Source organism: Streptomyces sp. NPDC002138, from assembly GCF_040296485.1.
Taxonomy (GTDB): Bacteria; Actinomycetota; Actinomycetes; order Streptomycetales; family Streptomycetaceae; genus Streptomyces.
Genome location: NZ_JBEOXE010000039.1, coordinates 1 through 16,209 on the forward strand (window position 1 = coordinate 1; position 16,209 = coordinate 16,209).

The window sequence follows — 16,209 nt, forward strand, 5'->3', positions numbered from 1 at the left end:
GCTTGGGGGGGGGGCCCCCCGCGGGGGGGGGGGGGGGGGGGGGGGGGGGGGGGGGGGGGGGGGGGGGGGGGGGGGGGGGGGGCCCTCGGCCGCCGATGCGGCCGCTGCCGCCGCCTTCTGTTCGGCCGCGGCCGCCGCGGCGGCCTTGCGCGCCGACTTCAGCGCGGCGCGGGCGCGTTCGCGCTGCTCGCGGTCGCGTTCCTTCTGCTCCGCCTTCTCCGCCTTCTCGGCGGCCCGCTCGGCCGCCTTCTCCGCCGTCTTGTCCGCGACGGCCTGCTGGGCTTCCACCAGGGATATCTGGCGGGTCTCCTCCACGGCCGGGATGAGCGGCGCGGGCGGAGCCTCGGGGGCGTCGAGCACGGCGTTCAGCATGGCGCGGGCCGCGGCGTCGTCGAGCCGGTGGGCCGGGTCCTTGGCGAGGAGTCCGTAGATGACCTCGGTGAGCGGACCGGCGTTCTTCGGCGGGTCGACCTGCTCGGTCATCACTGCGGTGAGGGTGGCGAGGGCGGAGCCCTTGTCGTAGGGCGGTACGCCTTCCACGGACGCGTAGATCAGGCCGCCGAGCGACCACATGTCGGCGGGCGGACCCGGCTTGTAGCCGCGGGCGCGCTCGGGCGAGATGTAGGAGGGCGCGCCGACGAGCATGCCGGTGGAGGTGACGGAGGGGTCGCCCTCGACCTGGGCGATGCCGAAGTCGGTGAGGACGACGCGGCCGTTGTCGGAGATGAGCACGTTGGACGGCTTCACGTCGCGGTGCAGGATGCCTTCGGCGTGCGCGGCCTTGAGAACGTCGAGCACGGCGAGGCCGACCTCGGCGGCGCGGCGGGGGGTGAGGGGGCCGCGCTCGCGGATGAACTCGGCGAGGGAGAGTCCCTCGATCAGCTCCATCACGATCCAGGGGCGGTCGTCCTCGTCGACGACGTCGTACACCGTCACGGCGCCGCTGCTGCGGATCCGGGCGATGGCCTTGGCCTCGCGCAGGGTGCGGGTGATCAGGCGGCGCTTCTCGTCCTCGTCGACGCCGTGGCCGAAGCGGAGTTCCTTGACGGCGACGGTACGGCCGAGGGTGATGTCCTTGGCCCGCCACACGGTGCCCATGCCGCCCTTGCCGAGGACCCGGCCGAGGCGGTAACGGCGGGCGAGGAGGCGCCCTTCGTCCTCCCCGGAGCCGGTCGGCGGTGACGCGGGCGTGGGCGCGACGGGCTTGCGCCCGGCCCGAGCCGCCGCGGACTCCCCGTCCCCGCCCGGCCCCCGCCCGCTGCGGCGCACGATCCCGGGCACGTCCAGCACCTCGGCCCCGACACCGTCGTCCAGAGCACCCCCGGCTCCCTGCGGCGCGGCGTCCTCGGGCTCCACGCCCTGAGGCGCGGCCGCCTTGGGCGCGGCATCCTCGGGCTCGGCACCCTTCGGCGCGGCGTCCTGGGGCGCAGCGTCCTTGCGCAACGCGACCTTGGTCCCGCCATCCTGCGCAGCCGCGGCCACCGGCTCTACACCCTTCGGCGCGTCAGCCTTCGGCGTGGCGGCGCGCTTCGGCTCGGCGGCCTTGGGCTGGGTGTCCTTCGGCGCGGCAGCCTCGGGCTCGGCGCCCCGGGGCTCGGCGGGCTCGGGCCCGAGCTCGGCACCCTTCGGGCCCGGTCCGCCCGATATCGGCCTCGCCGATGCCGACTTCGCCGGAGCCGACTTCGCCGGAGCCGGGTCGGCGTCCGCCTCTGCCGCCCGCTGCGCGGGGACATCGGCCCGGGCGTCCTTCCGCCCGCTCCCGGTCGGCTCCGCCGAACCGGCGTCGGACTTCGCGGCCCTCGCGGCCTTCGCCGGAGCCACGGATATCCGACCACCCTTCGCCCCCGCGACGCCTGACACCACGTCCTCCGGTTCCGCCGAACCAGCGGCGGCGGCCTCGGCGACCGGCGCCGGGTCAGCGGGGTCCGTACCGGCCCGATCGGCCCCACCGGCCGCGTCGGCCGACCGGGTCGGGCCCGGGACGGTCGTGGGCGCGCCCCCGGCGGGGTCCGGCGTCGAGGGGGATGCCGGTGTGTCCTCGGACGTTCCCGCGGGGGACTCCGGCTTGCGCTTGTGCTCCGGCTTCGACATGCGTCCCCTCTGCGATCGTGCCGCCTTCTCCGGCCGGCCCGTCATCCCGCTGGGCCCGACGTAACCCGCCCCGGCCGAAACCTCATTGTTCCTCACTCCGCAACGGACGGGTGTCGCGGGTCCACGGTTCCCCGGCCCGGAGGTCAGAGCGGAACGATGTCCGGAGCCCCCAACCTGGCCGCGTCCGCGGTCTGGTCGTCCGGCTGACGCTGCGACTCCCGTTCCGCTTGTACCCGCTTCTCGTAGTGTTCCACTTCCTTCGCGATCTGGCCCTCGTCCCAGCCCAGCACCGGCGCCATCAGCTCCGCGCACTCCCGCGCCGAGCGCGTCCCCCGGTCGAAGGTCTCGATGGAGATCCGGGTCCGCCGGGTGAGGACGTCGTCCAGGTGCCGCGCCCCTTCGTGCGAGGCGGCGTACACGATCTCGGCCCGCAGGTAGTCGTCCGCCCCCGTCAGCGGTTCCGCCAGGCCCGGGTCCGCCGCGATGAGGTCCAGCAGCTCCTCCGTCAGCGAGCCGTACCGGTTCAACAGGTGCTCCACCCGCACCACGTGAAGACCCGTCCGTTCGGCGAGCCGGCCCCGCGCGTTCCACAGCGCCCGGTAGCCCTCGGCCCCCACCAGCGGCACGTCCTCCGTCACGCACGGCGCGACCCGCTGGTCCAGCCCGTGCACCGCCTCGTCCACCGCGTCCTTGGCCATGACCCGGTACGTCGTGTACTTGCCGCCCGCCACCACGACCAGCCCCGGCACCGGGTGCGCCACCGTGTGCTCGCGCGAGAGCTTGCTCGTCGCGTCCGACTCGCCGGCCAGCAGCGGCCGCAGCCCCGCGTACACGCCCTGCACGTCGTCCCGGGTCAGCGGCACCGCCAGCACGGAGTTCACGTGTTCGAGCAGGTAGTCGATGTCGGCGCTGGACGCCGCCGGGTGCGCCTTGTCGAGGTCCCAGTCGGTGTCCGTCGTGCCCACGATCCAGTGCCGTCCCCACGGGATGACGAACAGGACGGACTTCTCGGTCCGCAGGATCAGCCCGGTCGCCGAGTGGATCCGGTCCTTCGGCACCACCAGGTGGATGCCCTTGGAGGCCCGGACGTGGAACAGGCCGCGCTCGGCGATCAGCGCCTGCGTGTCATCCGTCCACACCCCGGTCGCGTTCACGATCTGCTTCGCGCGGATCTCGTACTCGCCGCCGCCTTCGACGTCCTGGACGCGCGCGCCGACCACCCGTTCGCCCTCGCGCAGGAAGCCGGTGACCCTCGCCCGGTTGGCGCAGTGCGCCCCGTACGCCGCGGCGGTGCGCACCAGCGTGGCGACGTAGCGCGCGTCGTCCATCTGGGCGTCGTAGTACTGCAGGGCTCCGACCAGGGCGTCCTTGCGCAGCGCGGGCGCGATCCGCAGGGCCCGCTTGCGGGAGAGGTGCCGGTGGATCGGCAGGCCGCGGCCGTGTCCGCTGGACACGGACATCGCGTCGTACAGCGCGACGCCGGAGCCCGCGTACAGCCGCTCCCAGCCCTTGTGCTGGAGCGGGTAGAGGAACGGGACGGGCTTGACCAGGTGCGGCGCGAGCCGTCCCAGCAGCAGACCACGCTCCTTGAGCGCCTCGCGGACCAGCGCGAAGTCGAGCATCTCCAGGTACCTGAGCCCGCCGTGGATCAGTTTGCTGGAGCGGCTGGAGGTCCCGGAGGCCCAGTCGCGGGCCTCCACCAGGCCGGTGGAGAGGCCTCGGGTCACGGCGTCGAGCGCGGTCCCGGCCCCCACCACGCCCGCGCCCACCACGAGTACGTCGAGTTCTCGTTCGGCCATCCGGGCGAGCGCCTCGGCGCGCTGCGCGGGTCCCAGTGTCGCTGTCCTCACGGCTGCCTCCCGTTGATGCGGGTGATCCCGCTCATATCCCCCTTGGTCATGATTCTGACCGTGCGTCCCGACATCGGCCACCGCCTGTGGACAACACAGCGGTGACCTCCACCCCACAATGCCGCAGATCGGTCATATATACGCCTAGTCTGACATAGCGCCAGCTCCAGCTGTCCACAGGACTTGCGCGTTCAGCCCCCTCATGTCAGGGGAGGAAGGACGGCAACCCCCATGCCCGCTGACCTCGCCGTCATCGGACTCGGCCACCTCGGCCTCCCGCTCGCCCAGGCCGCCGTTTCCGCCGGTATCGAGACCGTCGGATACGACAGCGGACCCACCACCGACTCCACCCTCACAGCCGCCGAGATCCGCCGCATGTCGGCGGCGGGCTTCCGCGTCACCACCAACCCCGTGGAACTCGGCCGGGTCCGCACCGCCGTGATCTGCGCGCCCACCCGCCTCGGCGCCGACCGCGCGCTCGACCTGTCCGCCGTCGGCGAGGCGGGCCGCGCCCTGGCCGCCCGGCTGCGTCCGCACACCACCGTCATCCTCGAATCCGCCGCCCACCCGGGCGTCACCGAGGAATACTTGCGCCCCGTCCTCGAAGCGGGCTCGGGTCTGCGCGCGGGCCGGGACTTCCATCTGGCCTACTCCCCCAGCCGCCACGACCCCGGCAACCGGACGCACGGCATCGCCAACACCCCCAAGGTGATCGGCGGCCTCACCCCGGCCTGCACCGAGTCCGCCGCGGCCTTCTACGCGCGCCTCACCGAGAAGGTGGTCCGCGCCCGCGGCCTGCGCGAGGCCGAGACCGTACAGCTCCTGGAGACCAACTACCGGCACGTCAACATCGCCCTGATGAACGAGATGGCGGTGCTCTGCCACGACCTCGGCGTGGACCTGTGGGACGTGATCCGCTGCGCCGAGACCAAGCCGTACGGCTACCAGGCCTTCCGGCCGGGCCCGGGCGTGGGCGGCCACGGCGTCCCGCTGGACCCGAATTACCTCCCGCACACCACCCGCACCCCCGGGCACCCGCTGCGGATGGTCGGTCTGGCGCAGGAGATCAACGACCGGATGCCGCAGTACGTCATTCAACGCAGCGCGACCCTGCTCAACGAGCACGGGAAGTCCGCGCGCGGCGCGCGGGTGCTGCTGCTGGGCGTCACCTACAAGCCGGACCTGGCCGACCAGGAGGGGTCGCCGGCCCACGAGATCGCCAGCAGGCTGCTCGACCTCGGGGCCCTGATCAGCTATCACGACCCGTACATCGCGGGGTGGCGGGTGCGGGACCAGCCCGTACCGCGTGCCGAATCGTTGTACGAGGCCGCGGCCAACGCCGACCTGACGATCCTGCTCCAGCACCACCGCACCTATGACCTGCAAGGACTCGCGGTCAAGGCGCAGTTGCTCCTGGACACCCGGGGCGCGAGCCCGGTGGGGGCCGCGCACCGGCTCTGAAGGCCCCGTGAAATCCCCCCTCCGGGTGTCGTCGGCACCTGTTAGCCTGCGGCGTTCTTATTTCGCACTTACGTCCCCACGGCCATCCCTGGGGCACCCGTGCGCCTTGATCCCTGGGGGGGATTTCTTCATGAGCCAGCAGTTCCAGCCGCCCGCGCCCGACTCCGTCACCCCGGCCCCCGGCTACCCGGCCCCGCCCGCGCCGAAGGGCAACGTGGCCCTCGGCCTCATCGCGGCCGTCATCGCCGCCCTGATCGCGGCCGCCGTGTACGGCGCCATCATCGGCGCCACCGAGCACGAGATCGGCTACGCCGCGGTCGGCGTCGGCCTCCTCATCGGCCTGGCGGCGGGCAAGCTCGGCGGCCGCAACCCGGTCCTCCCGATCGTGGCCGCCGCGCTGTCCCTCGGTTCCGTCTACATCGGCGGCCTCGTCGGCGAGGCCATGATCGGCTCGAAGCAGCTGCCGCTCAGCGCGACCGAGCTGCTCACCGACCACCTCGACGTCGTGCAGCAAGCGTGGAAGGCCGACGCGGACGCCATCACCCTCGTCTTCTTCGTGCTCGGTGCGCTCGCCGCCTTCCAGACGGCCCGCAAGACCGCCGCCTGACAGCTCGCCGCACCACCGGCACACCACCCGCGGGGCCCCCGGCACACCACCGGCGGGCCCCCCGGCACATCACCGGCAGGGCGCTGAGCAGGCACGACCGGATCACGGAGCGACCCGGCCGCTGGTCTGGTCACATGCCCTGGTCATATGATCCGCGCGTGTCTGCTCATCCGCCGCTCGGTCGGCCCGTCTTCGACCCCGTCGACCGCAACCCGGCCCTCGCCGCCCTCCGTGCCGCCGTACAGCGCCAGGACTGGGCAGCCGTCGCCTACGGCTTCGACGCCCTGCCCCACGAACAAGAGCGGCCCGCGGCCTCCTGGGTCGTCACCGAGACCGCGGGAGCCGAGGAGTTCCTGGGCCGGGTCGTGGCGCACCGGCCCCACGACCCACTGGCCCGGACCCTGCTCGCCGACCGGTACATCCAGATCGGCTGGGAGATCCGCAGCGGCTCCCGCGCCGAGCACGTGTCCAAGGACCAGTTCCGGGAGTTCCACGCCTGCCTGCGGCGCGCCGAGGCGCTCCTCATCGACGTGTGCGCCGAGTACCCCACCTTCGGGCTGGCCTGGTTCCACCGGCTGGCCACCGCGCGCGGACTGGAGCTGGGCCAGAGCGAGGCCCGCCGCCGCTACGACCGGCTCTCCGAGTACCACCCGCATCACTACCCCGCGCAGGCGGCGCTGCTCCAGAAGCTCTGCCCGAAGTGGGGCGGCAGCTGGGAGGCCGCGCACGGCTTCGCGTGGGACGCCACCGTGAACGCACCGGCGGGCAGCCCCAACGGAGCCCTGGTCGCGCTCGCACAGATGGAGCAGTGGCTGGAGCTGGCCGGCGGCACGGCCAACGAGGCGAAGGCGTACCTGCGCGATCCCGCCCAGCACGCCCGGCTGCGGGATGCGGCCGCCCGGTCCGTCCTGCACCCGGCCGCCCGCGACAGCCCCCAGGCCGTCGGCGCGCACAGCGCCTTCGCGGCCGTCCACTCGGTGGCGGGCCGCCACGCGGAGGCCGCCCCGCACTTCCGTGCCCTCGGCAACCACGCCCACGAGTTCCCGTGGAGCTACGTCAAGGGCGGCGCCGAGGCCGCGTTCGTCCGTAACCGCGACATCGCCCTGGCCCAGGGCTAGGGGGGCACTCCAATGAACACCGACAACGGCTCGTACGGCGGCTCGTACGGCGGCCCGTACGGCGGCCCGTCCGCAAGCTCGTACACCGACACCGACACCGGCTCCTATGTCGTCGACGGCATCCGCCACACCACGGTCGGCGGCATCCGCACCGTCCTCGCCCCGCGCTCCGGCCCCGTCACCGCCGGGCTGCTCTTCCGGGTCGGCCGCGCCGACGAGACCCTCGCGACCAGCGGGATCACCCATCTCGTCGAGCACCTGGCGCTGCACCGGCACGGACTGGGCGACCTGCACTACAACGGTGCCACCGCCGCGGTCTACACCCACTTCCACGTCTCGGGCACTCCGGCCGACGTGGTCGAGTACCTCAACGGCGTCTGCGCCGCGCTGCGCGACCTGCCGATGGACCGGCTGGAGACCGAGAAGGAGATCCTGCGCACCGAGGCCGCCGGGCGCTCCCGCGGCCCTGGTCACGGCATGCCGCTGTGGCGCTACGGAGCCCGCGGGCACGGTCTGGTCAGCTACGCCGAGGCGGGCCTGCCCCGGATCACCGCGCACGCCGTCCGCGAGTGGGCCCGTACCCGGTTCACCACCGAGAACGCGGTGCTGTGGATCACCAGCGACACCGTCCCGGAGGGCCTGGACCTGACCCTCCCGGCCGGTGCGTGGCAGGAGCTGCCGGAGGTCACCTCCGCGCTGCCCGTCACCCCCGCGTACTACCCGGGCGAGGAGGGCGGGGCCGTCCTGTCCTCGGTCCTGCCGCGCTCCACCGGGGCCGTCCTGTTCGCCGAGGTCCTGGGCAAGGAGCTCTTCCGCGAGCTGCGCCAGAAGGGCGGCTACTCCTACACCGCCGGGGCCGACTACGAGCCGCGCGACACCGACACCGCCACCATCGTGGCGTACGCGGACGCGCTCCCGCAGAAGCGGGACGCGATGGTCGGCGCGTTCATCGACGTCCTCGCGAAGCTGCGGGCGGGCCGGATCGAGCAGGCCGACCTGGACTCCGTACGGGCTTCCGCGCTCGCCCGCTTCGACGTACCGGAGCTGGCCGCGCAGCTGCTCCCGGGGCACGCCATGAACCTGCTGCTGCGCCACCGCAACCTCACCCGCGACCAGGCCAGGGCCGAGATCGAGGCCGTCACCGTCGAGGTGCTGCACGGGATCGCGCGCGAGGTGTGGGCGAACGCCCTGATGCAGGTGCCCGGCCGGGGCGTGGACTGGGCGGGCCTGACCGAGGCCCCGCAGCAGTCCGCCGAGGTGGTCGCCGGTCAGACCTACCCCTGCCTCGCCGACCGCGCGCAGCGGCTGATCGTCTCCGGCGAGGGCGTCAGCCTGGTCTCCCCCGACAACCAGGTCACCGTCCGCTACGCCGACTGCGTCCTGATGAACTCCTACCCGGACGGCGCCCGGTACCTCGTCGGGCACGACGGGTTCAGCCTCACCGTCGAACCCACCCTGTACGGCATCACCTCGGCCCAGCTGGCCCCGCTCGACGCGGCGGTCCCGCCCGCCGCGGTCGTGACGATGCCGCCGCGCGACCCGTCCCGGATCCCGCGCCCGGAGACCGCGCCCGCCGCCGCGCGGTCCTCGCGCCCCGCCCCCGGCGCCCGGCTCACCTGGCTGACGGTCGTGCTCTGGGTGCTCGGTGTCCCCGCCGTGGTGGCGGGCCTCTTCACGACGCTGAGCACCTACCTCATGTTCACCGACCCCGAGCTGGGCGTGGAGAGCGGCGAGGACTGGCTGGGCGTGATCATCCTCTGGCTGCTGGCGGGCGTCCTGCTGGTGCCGTGGGGCGTGCTGCTGCGCCGCCGTCTCAAGGGCAGGGGCTGACCCGGCCCGGGGCACCCCGCGCAACGCCGGAGGGCCGGTACCCCGAGTGGGGTACCGGCCCTCCGCGCGTACGTCCGTACGCCCGCGGGGTCAGCGGTCAGCGGTCAGCGGCTGTGCTGCGAGTCCGCGATCGTGACCTCGACCCGCTGGAACTCCTTGAGCTCGCTGTAGCCGGTGGTGGCCATCGAGCGGCGCAGGGCGCCGAAGATGTTCATCGAACCGTCCGGGGAGTGCGACGGGCCGGTGAGGATCTCCTCGGTGGTGCCGACCGTGCCGAGGTCGACCTTCTTGCCGCGCGGCACGTCCTCGTGGACGGCCTCCATGCCCCAGTGGTGGCCCTTGCCGGGCGCGTCCGTGGCACGGGCGAGCGGGGAGCCCATCATGACCGCGTCGGCGCCGCAGGCGACGGCCTTCGGGATGTCGCCGGACCAGCCCACGCCGCCGTCGGCGATGACGTGCACGTAGCGGCCGCCGGACTCGTCCATGTAGTCGCGGCGGGCCGCGGCCACATCGGCGACGGCGGTCGCCATCGGGACCTGGATGCCCAGCACGTTGCGCGTGGTGTGCGCGGCGCCGCCGCCGAAGCCCACCAGCACGCCGGCCGCGCCGGTGCGCATCAGGTGCAGGGCCGCGGTGTAGGTGGCGCAGCCACCGACGATCACCGGGACGTCCAGCTCGTAGATGAACTGCTTGAGGTTCAGCGGTTCGGCGGCGCCCGAGACGTGCTCGGCGGAGACCGTGGTGCCGCGGATCACGAAGATGTCGACGCCCGCGTCCACGACCGCCTTGGAGAACTCGGCGGTGCGCTGCGGGGAGAGCGCGGCGGCGGTGACCACACCGGAGTCGCGCACCTCCTTGATGCGCTGCTTGATCAGCTCGGCCCGGATCGGCGCCTCGTAGATCTCCTGGAGGCGGCGGGTGGCCGACTCCTCGTCCAGCGCGGCGATCTCGTCGAGCAGCGGCTGCGGGTCCTCGTACCGGGTCCACAGACCCTCGAGGTTCAGCACACCCAGACCGCCCAGTTCGCCGATGCGGATGGCGGTCTGCGGGGAGACCACCGAGTCCATGGGGGCGGCCAGGAACGGGAGCTCGAAGCGGTAGGCGTCGATCTGCCAGGCGATCGAGACCTCCTTCGGGTCTCGCGTGCGGCGGCTGGGGACGATGGCGATGTCATCGAACGCGTACGCCCTGCGGCCGCGCTTGCCGCGCCCGATCTCGATCTCAGTCACGTGTGGTGGCCTTTCCTCTGGGTCTGCCCGTCCAGTATCCCCGAACCCCGGCGCGCCGCGTTCCGGTGACCGCTGTACGGACGCACGCACCGGGCACGCCGGAGGGGCGGACCCGCGCGGGCCCGCCCCTCCGGTGCTGCTGGAATGCTGCCGCGATCAGCCCTTGCGGCTGTAGTTCGGAGCCTCGACGGTCATCTGGATGTCGTGCGGGTGGCTCTCCTTGAGGCCCGCCGAGGTGATCCGGACGAAGCGGCCGCGGTCCTGGAGCTCCGGCACGGTCCGGCCGCCGACGTAGAACATCGACTGGCGCAGGCCGCCGACCAGCTGGTGCACGACGGCGGAGAGCGGGCCGCGGTACGGCACCTGCCCCTCGATGCCCTCGGGGATCAGCTTGTCGTCGCCGCCGACGCCCTCCTGGAAGTAGCGGTCCTTGGAGAAGGACTTGCGGTCGCCGCGGGACTGCATCGCGCCGAGCGAGCCCATGCCGCGGTACGACTTGAACTGCTTGCCGTTGATGAAGAGCAGCTCGCCCGGGGACTCCTCGCAGCCCGCGAGCAGCGAGCCGAGCATCACCGTGTCGGCGCCCGCGACCAGGGCCTTCGCGATGTCGCCGGAGTACTGCAGGCCGCCGTCGCCGATGACCGGGACGCCCGCGGCCTTGGCGGCCAGCGCGGCCTCGTAGATCGCGGTGACCTGCGGGACGCCGATGCCGGCGACGACGCGGGTGGTGCAGATGGAGCCGGGGCCGACGCCGACCTTGATGCCGTCGCAGCCGGCGTCGATGAGCGCCTGGGCGCCGTCACGGGTGGCGATGTTGCCGCCGATGACATCGACCGTCGAGTTCGACTTGATCTTGGAGACCATGTCGCCGACGAGGCGGGAGTGGCCGTGGGCGGTGTCGACGACGATGAAGTCGGCGCCCGCCTCGATCAGGGCCTGGGCGCGCTCGTACGCGTCGCCCGCGACGCCGACGGCGGCGCCGACCAGCAGCCGGCCGTCCTTGTCCTTGGCGGCGTTCGGGTACTTCTCGGCCTTGACGAAGTCCTTGACCGTGATGAGGCCCTTGAGGATGCCCGCGTCGTCGACCAGCGGAAGCTTCTCGATCTTGTGGCGGCGCAGCAGCTCCATGGCGTCGACGCCGGAGATGCCGACCTTGCCGGTGACGAGCGGCATCGGGGTCATGACCTCGCGCACCTGGCGGGCGCGGTCCGACTCGAATGCCATGTCGCGGTTGGTGACGATGCCGAGCAGCTTGCCCGCGGCGTCGGTGACCGGGACACCGCTGATGCGGAACTTCGCGCACAGCTCGTCGGCCTCGCGCAGGGTCGCGTCGGGGTGCACGGTGATCGGGTCGGTGACCATGCCGGACTCGGACCGCTTGACCAGGTCGACCTGGTTGGCCTGGTCGGCGATGGAGAGGTTGCGGTGCAGTACGCCGACGCCACCCTGCCGGGCCATGGCGATGGCCATGCGCGACTCGGTGACCTTGTCCATCGCGGCGGACAGCAGCGGGACGTTGACCCGGACGTTCCGCGAGATCAGGGAAGAGGTGTCGATCTGGTCCGGCGCCATGTCCGACACGCCCGGCAGGAGCAGCACATCGTCGTAAGTGAGCCCCAGCGTGGCGAATTTGTCGGGCACTCCGTCGGCGTTGACAGTCATGACACCTTCCCAGATGGTCTTGCTCAGCGCGGATGTCCATGCTAACGGGATCCCGGGGCGTCTCATTCCACGACCAAGATCGATGGGAAGATTCGTGGTTTCCTACGGACTTTTCCCCGAGCTTAGGGCCGGGCACCACGGGGGGTCTACGGGAAGGGCGGGTACCGGTCGGCCGGCGCCCGGCGGGGCCTACTGCTCGGCGAGGGCGCGCAGCCTGCTGAGCGCGCGGTGCTGGGCGACGCGGACCGCGCCCGGGGACATCCCGAGCATCTGGCCGGTCTCCTCCGCCGTCAGCCCGACGGCCACCCGCAGCACCAGCAGTTCGCGCTGGTTCTCCGGCAGATTGGCCAGCAGCTTCTTGGCCCATGCGGCGTCGCTGCTGAGCAGCGCCCGCTCCTCGGGCCCGAGCGAGTCGTCCGGGCGCTCCGGCATCTCGTCGGAGGGCACGGCCGTGCTGCCCGGGTGCCGCATGGCGGCCCGCTGCAGGTCGGCGACCTTGTGCGCGGCGATCGCGAAGACGAACGCCTCGAAGGGGCGGCCGGTGTCGCGATAGCGGGGCAGGGCCATCAGGACGGCGACGCAGACCTCCTGCGCCAGGTCCTCGACGAAGTGGCGCGCGTCGCCGGGGAGCCGGGAGAGCCGGGTCCGGCAGTAGCGGATCGCGAGGGGGTGCACGAAGGCGAGCAGGTCGTGCGTGGCCTGACCGTCGCCCTCGACGGCACGGCGTACGAGCGCGCCGACGGCCCCGGCGCTGCCGCCACTGGCGGTGCCGGTCGGGCCTGTGGCCGCGGGGGACCCCTCGGCCTCGTCGTCGCGCATCAGTCCATGGTGCCTTGGCGCCGGAGCGTTCGCGGCCCCGCGGCCCGTGTTGTGCGTCGAAGCGTTATGAGCGGGTGCACCTGATGTCATCGCCTGCGCCCTCCCCTCCCGCTCGCCCAATGGTCCCGGTCCCCGAGGCCACAGCTCCGAAAAGTGCGGCCACACCCTCAAGGATGCGGCATCGCGCCCGAAGCGACACGTCCCCCGGATTGTGCCTCGCGAATCCCGGGCGCGCACGGGGTGTGACACGACCCGTCGACGCGGCCCGCGGACGGTGCGGCGCCCCGCCCGCGACGGCGGGCGGGACCGCTCCGCGCCCGGCCCGCGAGGGGCCGGGCCGCACGACGGGCCCGGGAGGGTCCGCGGGGCGGGCCCGGACGGACCGTGCCGGTGCGAACGCCCCGGTGGGGCGGGGTACCGAGGGGTCTAGCGGACCAGGCCCCAGCGGAAGCCGAGCGCCACGGCGTGCGCCCGGTCCGAGGCGCCGAGCTTCTTGAACAGCCTGCGGGCGTGGGTCTTGACCGTGTCCTCGGAGAGGAAGAGCTCGCGCCCGATCTCCGCGTTGGAGCGGCCGTGGCTCATGCCCTCCAGGACCTGGATCTCGCGCGCGGTGAGCGTGGGCGCGGCGCCCATCTCGGCCGAGCGCAGCCGCCGGGGGGCGAGCCGCCAGGTCGGGTCGGCGAGTGCCTGGGTGACCGTGGCCCGCAGTTCGGCGCGCGAGGCGTCCTTGTGCAGATAGCCCCGGGCGCCGGCGGCGACCGCGAGGGCCACCCCGTCCAGGTCCTCGGCGACCGTCAGCATGATGATGCGGGCGCCCGGGTCGGCCGAGAGCAGCCGGCGGACGGTCTCGACACCGCCGAGCCCTGGCATCCGTACATCCATCAGAATCAGATCGGAGCGGTCGGCACCCCAGCGGCGGAGGACTTCCTCGCCGTTGGCAGCCGTCGTCACACGCTCGACGCCGGGCACGGTGGCAACCGCACGACGGAGCGCCTCTCGGGCAAGCGGGGAGTCGTCGCAGACGAGGACGGATGTCATGACCGCCCTCCGCAGCTGCTGATGCGCGTCACCTTGAGCCTCCAGGCTGGTACGTATCGTCACCGTTGCGGTCGATGCTCCCGGACACCTGTCCGAGAACTTCTTGGTTCAACCGCCTTCGCACTCTCAACGACGGTCACTCGAAAGAGTTACGGGTCGGACTCACACCTTCGGCACTCTACGTGAGGCAGCGATCACGGTGCGGGCACCACGACCGGCGTGTCCTCCACCTGGAGCTATGCCCTATTTGGCGGCTTTCCTTCCGTTTGGCATGTGTCTGAGGCTAGATTCCCAATGAGTCATATTTACATCTACTACGACAGTAGATGTGGAGACATGGATCACATCCGCCTCAGTACCGGCACCAAGAGGACTACCCATGGCAGATTTCTCCCGGCTCCCCGGACCGAACGCCGACCTCTGGGACTGGCAGCTGCTCGCTGCCTGCCGCGGGGTCGACAGCTCCCTCTTCTTCCACCCGGAAGGCGAGCGGGGCGCGGCCAGGAGTGCGCGCGAGACCTCGGCTAAAGAGGTCTGCATGCGTTGCCCGGTGCGTTCGGAATGCGCAGCGCACGCACTCGCCGTCCGCGAGCCCTACGGGGTGTGGGGCGGCCTGACCGAGGACGAACGCGAAGAACTGATGGGCCGGGCCCGGCACCGCCTCATCCCCGCCACCAGCGTGACGGGGCCCGTCGCCGCGGGGCCGACCGTGACGCACTGAGCCCACATCGAGCGGACGAAACGCCCGAAGGAACGTTTCTCCGAACCGTCGGATCCGCCCGCCGTCACCGGACCGTCACCCGTCCGGCCGTACCGCCGTACGGTTTTCAGCGGGTGGCGGCCCGCTCGAGCTGGTCCAGGGTCGCCGCCACCGCGGGGACCCGGGCCAGGTCGGGCAGCGTCAGCGCCACGACCTCCCGCTCGACGGCGGGCTCCACCGCCAGCGCGGCCACGCCCTTGGCCCGTACGGACTCCACCGCCAGCTCGGGCAGCACCGCCACGCCCAGCCCCGCGCCCACCAGACCCACCACCGCCGGATAGTCGTCGGTGGCGAAGTCGATCCGCGGGGTGAATCCCGCGGCCTCGCAGACGTCGACCAGATGGCGGCGGCAGCGCGGGCAGCCCGCGATCCAGGGCTCCTCGGCCAGTTCCGCCATGCCCACCCGGGCCGCGCCCGCCAGCCGGTGCCCCTCCGGCACCAGGCCGACCAGCCGGTCGGTGAGCAGCGGGCGCACCACCAGGTCGTCCCACTCGGCCGCGGCCCCGTCCGGCCCCGCGCCGGCGTAGCGGAAGGCCAGCGCCACGTCGCAGTCGCCCTCGCGCAGCATCTCGACCGAGCGCGGCGGCTCCGCCTCGACCAGCGAGATCCGGGTGCCGGGGTGTGCGGCGCGCATCGCGGCGAGCGCGGTCGGCACCAGGGTGGAGCTGCCGCTGGGGAAGGAGACCAGCCGCACCCGCCCCGCGCGCAGCCCGGCGATGGCCGCGACCTCCTCCTCGGCGGCGGTCAGCCCGGCGAGGATTCCCGCGGCGTGCCGGACCAGCGCCTCTCCCGCCTGGGTCAGCCGCATCTCGCGGCCGGCCCGGATGAGCAGGGGGGTGCCCGCGGACTGCTCCAGCGCCTTCATCTGCTGGGAGACGGCGGGCTGGGTACAGCCCAGTTCACGGGCGGCGGCGGAGAAGGAGCCCGTACCGGCCACGGCGCGCAGGACTCGGAGATGACGTGCCTCGATCACCCTTCGAGCATAAGCCTTGCTTTGGAAGCGGCGCCCGTACTCATGGACGGCTTTGAGGGTGCTCGGTTAGCGTGCACCCCATGGAGCTGATTTCCCTCAACGTGGGCCGCGCCGCGGTCGTCGACTACACCGACGCCGACGGCGGGCTGACCGGCGGCGACAAGCGCCCGGTGCCCGGACCGCTCCGCGTCTTCGCCCCCGGCCCCAGGGGCACCGGCGCCAGCGGGGTCGAGGGGGACGCCGTCTGCGACCTGCGCCACCACGGCGGCGACCACCAGGCGGTCTACGCCTACGCGCGCGAGGACCTCGACTGGTGGGAGGGCGAGCTGGGCCGGCCGCTGCCCGCCGGGATCTTCGGCGAGAACTTCACCACCTCGGGGATCGACGTCACGGGCGCGCGCCTCGGCGAGCGGTGGCGGGTCGGCTCGGACCTGCTCCTCGAAGTGGCCTCCGCCCGGATCCCGTGCCGCACCTTCCAGGGGTTCCTGGAGGAGGCGGGCTGGGTGAAACGGTTCACCCAGGAGGCCCGTCCGGGCGCGTACCTGCGGGTGATCGAGGAGGGCTCGGTCTCCCCCGGCGACCGGATCGAGGTCGTCCACCGGCCGGAGCACGAGGTGACGGTCGGTTTCTGGTTCCGCGCCTTCACCACGGAGCGCGCGCTGCTGCCGCGCACGCGGGCGGCGGGGGACGCGATGGAGCCGAAGGCGCACGAGAAGGTCCGCGCGTACCTGGCGAAGCAGGGCGCCGACGCCGGCGGCGCGCGGGGCTGAC

Annotated in this window: 13 protein-coding genes; 6 read left to right on the top strand and 7 right to left on the bottom strand. The window is 72.9% G+C overall.

Annotated elements, in window-relative coordinates:
- Both ABT084_RS23965 and ABT084_RS23970 read right to left on the bottom strand, forming a co-directional pair.
- Positions 1–2,091 (bottom strand): serine/threonine protein kinase (locus ABT084_RS23965; protein ID WP_351047465.1); only part of this gene is annotated, 2,091 nt, incomplete at its 3' end.
- A gap of 143 nt (positions 2,092–2,234) precedes the next feature.
- Positions 2,235–3,941, bottom strand: coding sequence for a glycerol-3-phosphate dehydrogenase/oxidase (locus ABT084_RS23970; protein ID WP_351047468.1), 1,707 nt, complete (start codon positions 3,939–3,941; stop codon positions 2,235–2,237).
- Between the two features lie 231 nt (positions 3,942–4,172).
- Here ABT084_RS23970 and ABT084_RS23975 point away from each other — a divergent pair, with 231 nt between their 5' ends.
- The 4 genes from ABT084_RS23975 to ABT084_RS23990 all read left to right on the top strand — a co-directional run bounded on the left by ABT084_RS23975 (position 4,173) and on the right by ABT084_RS23990 (position 8,957).
- The gene (locus ABT084_RS23975) at positions 4,173–5,402 is read left to right on the top strand and encodes a nucleotide sugar dehydrogenase (RefSeq protein ID WP_351047471.1); all 1,230 of its coding nucleotides are present in this window, start codon (positions 4,173–4,175) and stop codon (positions 5,400–5,402) included.
- 130 nt (positions 5,403–5,532) lie between these two features.
- Positions 5,533–6,009 (top strand): hypothetical protein, encoded by a 477-nt coding sequence (locus ABT084_RS23980; RefSeq protein ID WP_351047474.1) that lies wholly within the window; start codon positions 5,533–5,535, stop codon positions 6,007–6,009.
- A 158-nt stretch (positions 6,010–6,167) separates the two neighbouring features.
- Positions 6,168–7,127: a hypothetical protein gene (locus tag ABT084_RS23985; RefSeq protein ID WP_351047477.1), complete on the top strand. Its 960-nt coding sequence runs from the start codon at positions 6,168–6,170 to the stop codon at positions 7,125–7,127.
- Between the two features lie 12 nt (positions 7,128–7,139).
- Positions 7,140–8,957, top strand: coding sequence for an insulinase family protein (locus tag ABT084_RS23990; protein WP_351047479.1), 1,818 nt, complete (start codon positions 7,140–7,142; stop codon positions 8,955–8,957).
- Positions 8,958–9,061: 104 nt separating this feature from the next.
- Here the strand turns inward: ABT084_RS23990 and ABT084_RS23995 are convergent, their stop codons facing one another.
- The 4 genes from ABT084_RS23995 to ABT084_RS24010 all read right to left on the bottom strand — a co-directional run bounded on the left by ABT084_RS23995 (position 9,062) and on the right by ABT084_RS24010 (position 13,705).
- Positions 9,062–10,186 (bottom strand): GuaB3 family IMP dehydrogenase-related protein, encoded by a 1,125-nt coding sequence (locus tag ABT084_RS23995; RefSeq protein ID WP_351047482.1) that lies wholly within the window; start codon positions 10,184–10,186, stop codon positions 9,062–9,064.
- Between the two features lie 156 nt (positions 10,187–10,342).
- Complete coding sequence (gene guaB, locus ABT084_RS24000) at positions 10,343–11,848, bottom strand: IMP dehydrogenase (protein WP_351047485.1); 1,506 nt, start codon at positions 11,846–11,848, stop codon at positions 10,343–10,345.
- Between the two features lie 189 nt (positions 11,849–12,037).
- On the bottom strand, positions 12,038–12,667 hold the full coding sequence (locus ABT084_RS24005; RefSeq protein WP_351047487.1) for a sigma-70 family RNA polymerase sigma factor: 630 nt from the start codon (positions 12,665–12,667) through the stop codon (positions 12,038–12,040).
- 426 nt (positions 12,668–13,093) lie between these two features.
- Positions 13,094–13,705: a response regulator transcription factor gene (locus ABT084_RS24010; protein ID WP_003948568.1), complete on the bottom strand. Its 612-nt coding sequence runs from the start codon at positions 13,703–13,705 to the stop codon at positions 13,094–13,096.
- 379 nt (positions 13,706–14,084) lie between these two features.
- Here ABT084_RS24010 and ABT084_RS24015 point away from each other — a divergent pair, with 379 nt between their 5' ends.
- On the top strand, positions 14,085–14,426 hold the full coding sequence (locus ABT084_RS24015; protein WP_351047490.1) for a WhiB family transcriptional regulator: 342 nt from the start codon (positions 14,085–14,087) through the stop codon (positions 14,424–14,426).
- Positions 14,427–14,532: 106 nt separating this feature from the next.
- Here ABT084_RS24015 and ABT084_RS24020 read toward each other — a convergent pair whose 3' ends face one another.
- Positions 14,533–15,438, bottom strand: a complete 906-nt coding sequence (locus ABT084_RS24020; RefSeq protein WP_351047493.1) for a LysR family transcriptional regulator — start codon at positions 15,436–15,438, stop codon at positions 14,533–14,535.
- An 80-nt stretch (positions 15,439–15,518) separates the two neighbouring features.
- Between ABT084_RS24020 and ABT084_RS24025 the strand changes: the two genes are divergently transcribed.
- A complete protein-coding gene (locus ABT084_RS24025; RefSeq protein WP_351047496.1) occupies positions 15,519–16,208 on the top strand; it encodes an MOSC domain-containing protein in 690 nt (229 codons plus the stop codon).
- Position 16,209: the final 1 nt, after the last annotated feature.

Excerpts from the sequence above, each read along its gene's own strand:
- ABT084_RS24005 (WP_351047487.1), bottom strand. The coding sequence starts at position 12,667 with ATGCGCGACGACGAGGCCGAGGGGTCCCCCGCGGCCACAGGCCCGACC.
- ABT084_RS23975 (WP_351047471.1), top strand. The coding sequence starts at position 4,173 with ATGCCCGCTGACCTCGCCGTCATCGGACTCGGCCACCTCGGCCTCCCG.
- ABT084_RS23980 (WP_351047474.1), top strand. The coding sequence starts at position 5,533 with ATGAGCCAGCAGTTCCAGCCGCCCGCGCCCGACTCCGTCACCCCGGCC.
- guaB (WP_351047485.1), bottom strand. The coding sequence starts at position 11,848 with ATGACTGTCAACGCCGACGGAGTGCCCGACAAATTCGCCACGCTGGGG.
- ABT084_RS24015 (WP_351047490.1), top strand. The coding sequence starts at position 14,085 with ATGGCAGATTTCTCCCGGCTCCCCGGACCGAACGCCGACCTCTGGGAC.
- ABT084_RS23990 (WP_351047479.1), top strand. The coding sequence starts at position 7,140 with ATGAACACCGACAACGGCTCGTACGGCGGCTCGTACGGCGGCCCGTAC.
- ABT084_RS24010 (WP_003948568.1), bottom strand. The coding sequence starts at position 13,705 with ATGACATCCGTCCTCGTCTGCGACGACTCCCCGCTTGCCCGAGAGGCG.
- ABT084_RS24025 (WP_351047496.1), top strand. The coding sequence starts at position 15,519 with ATGGAGCTGATTTCCCTCAACGTGGGCCGCGCCGCGGTCGTCGACTAC.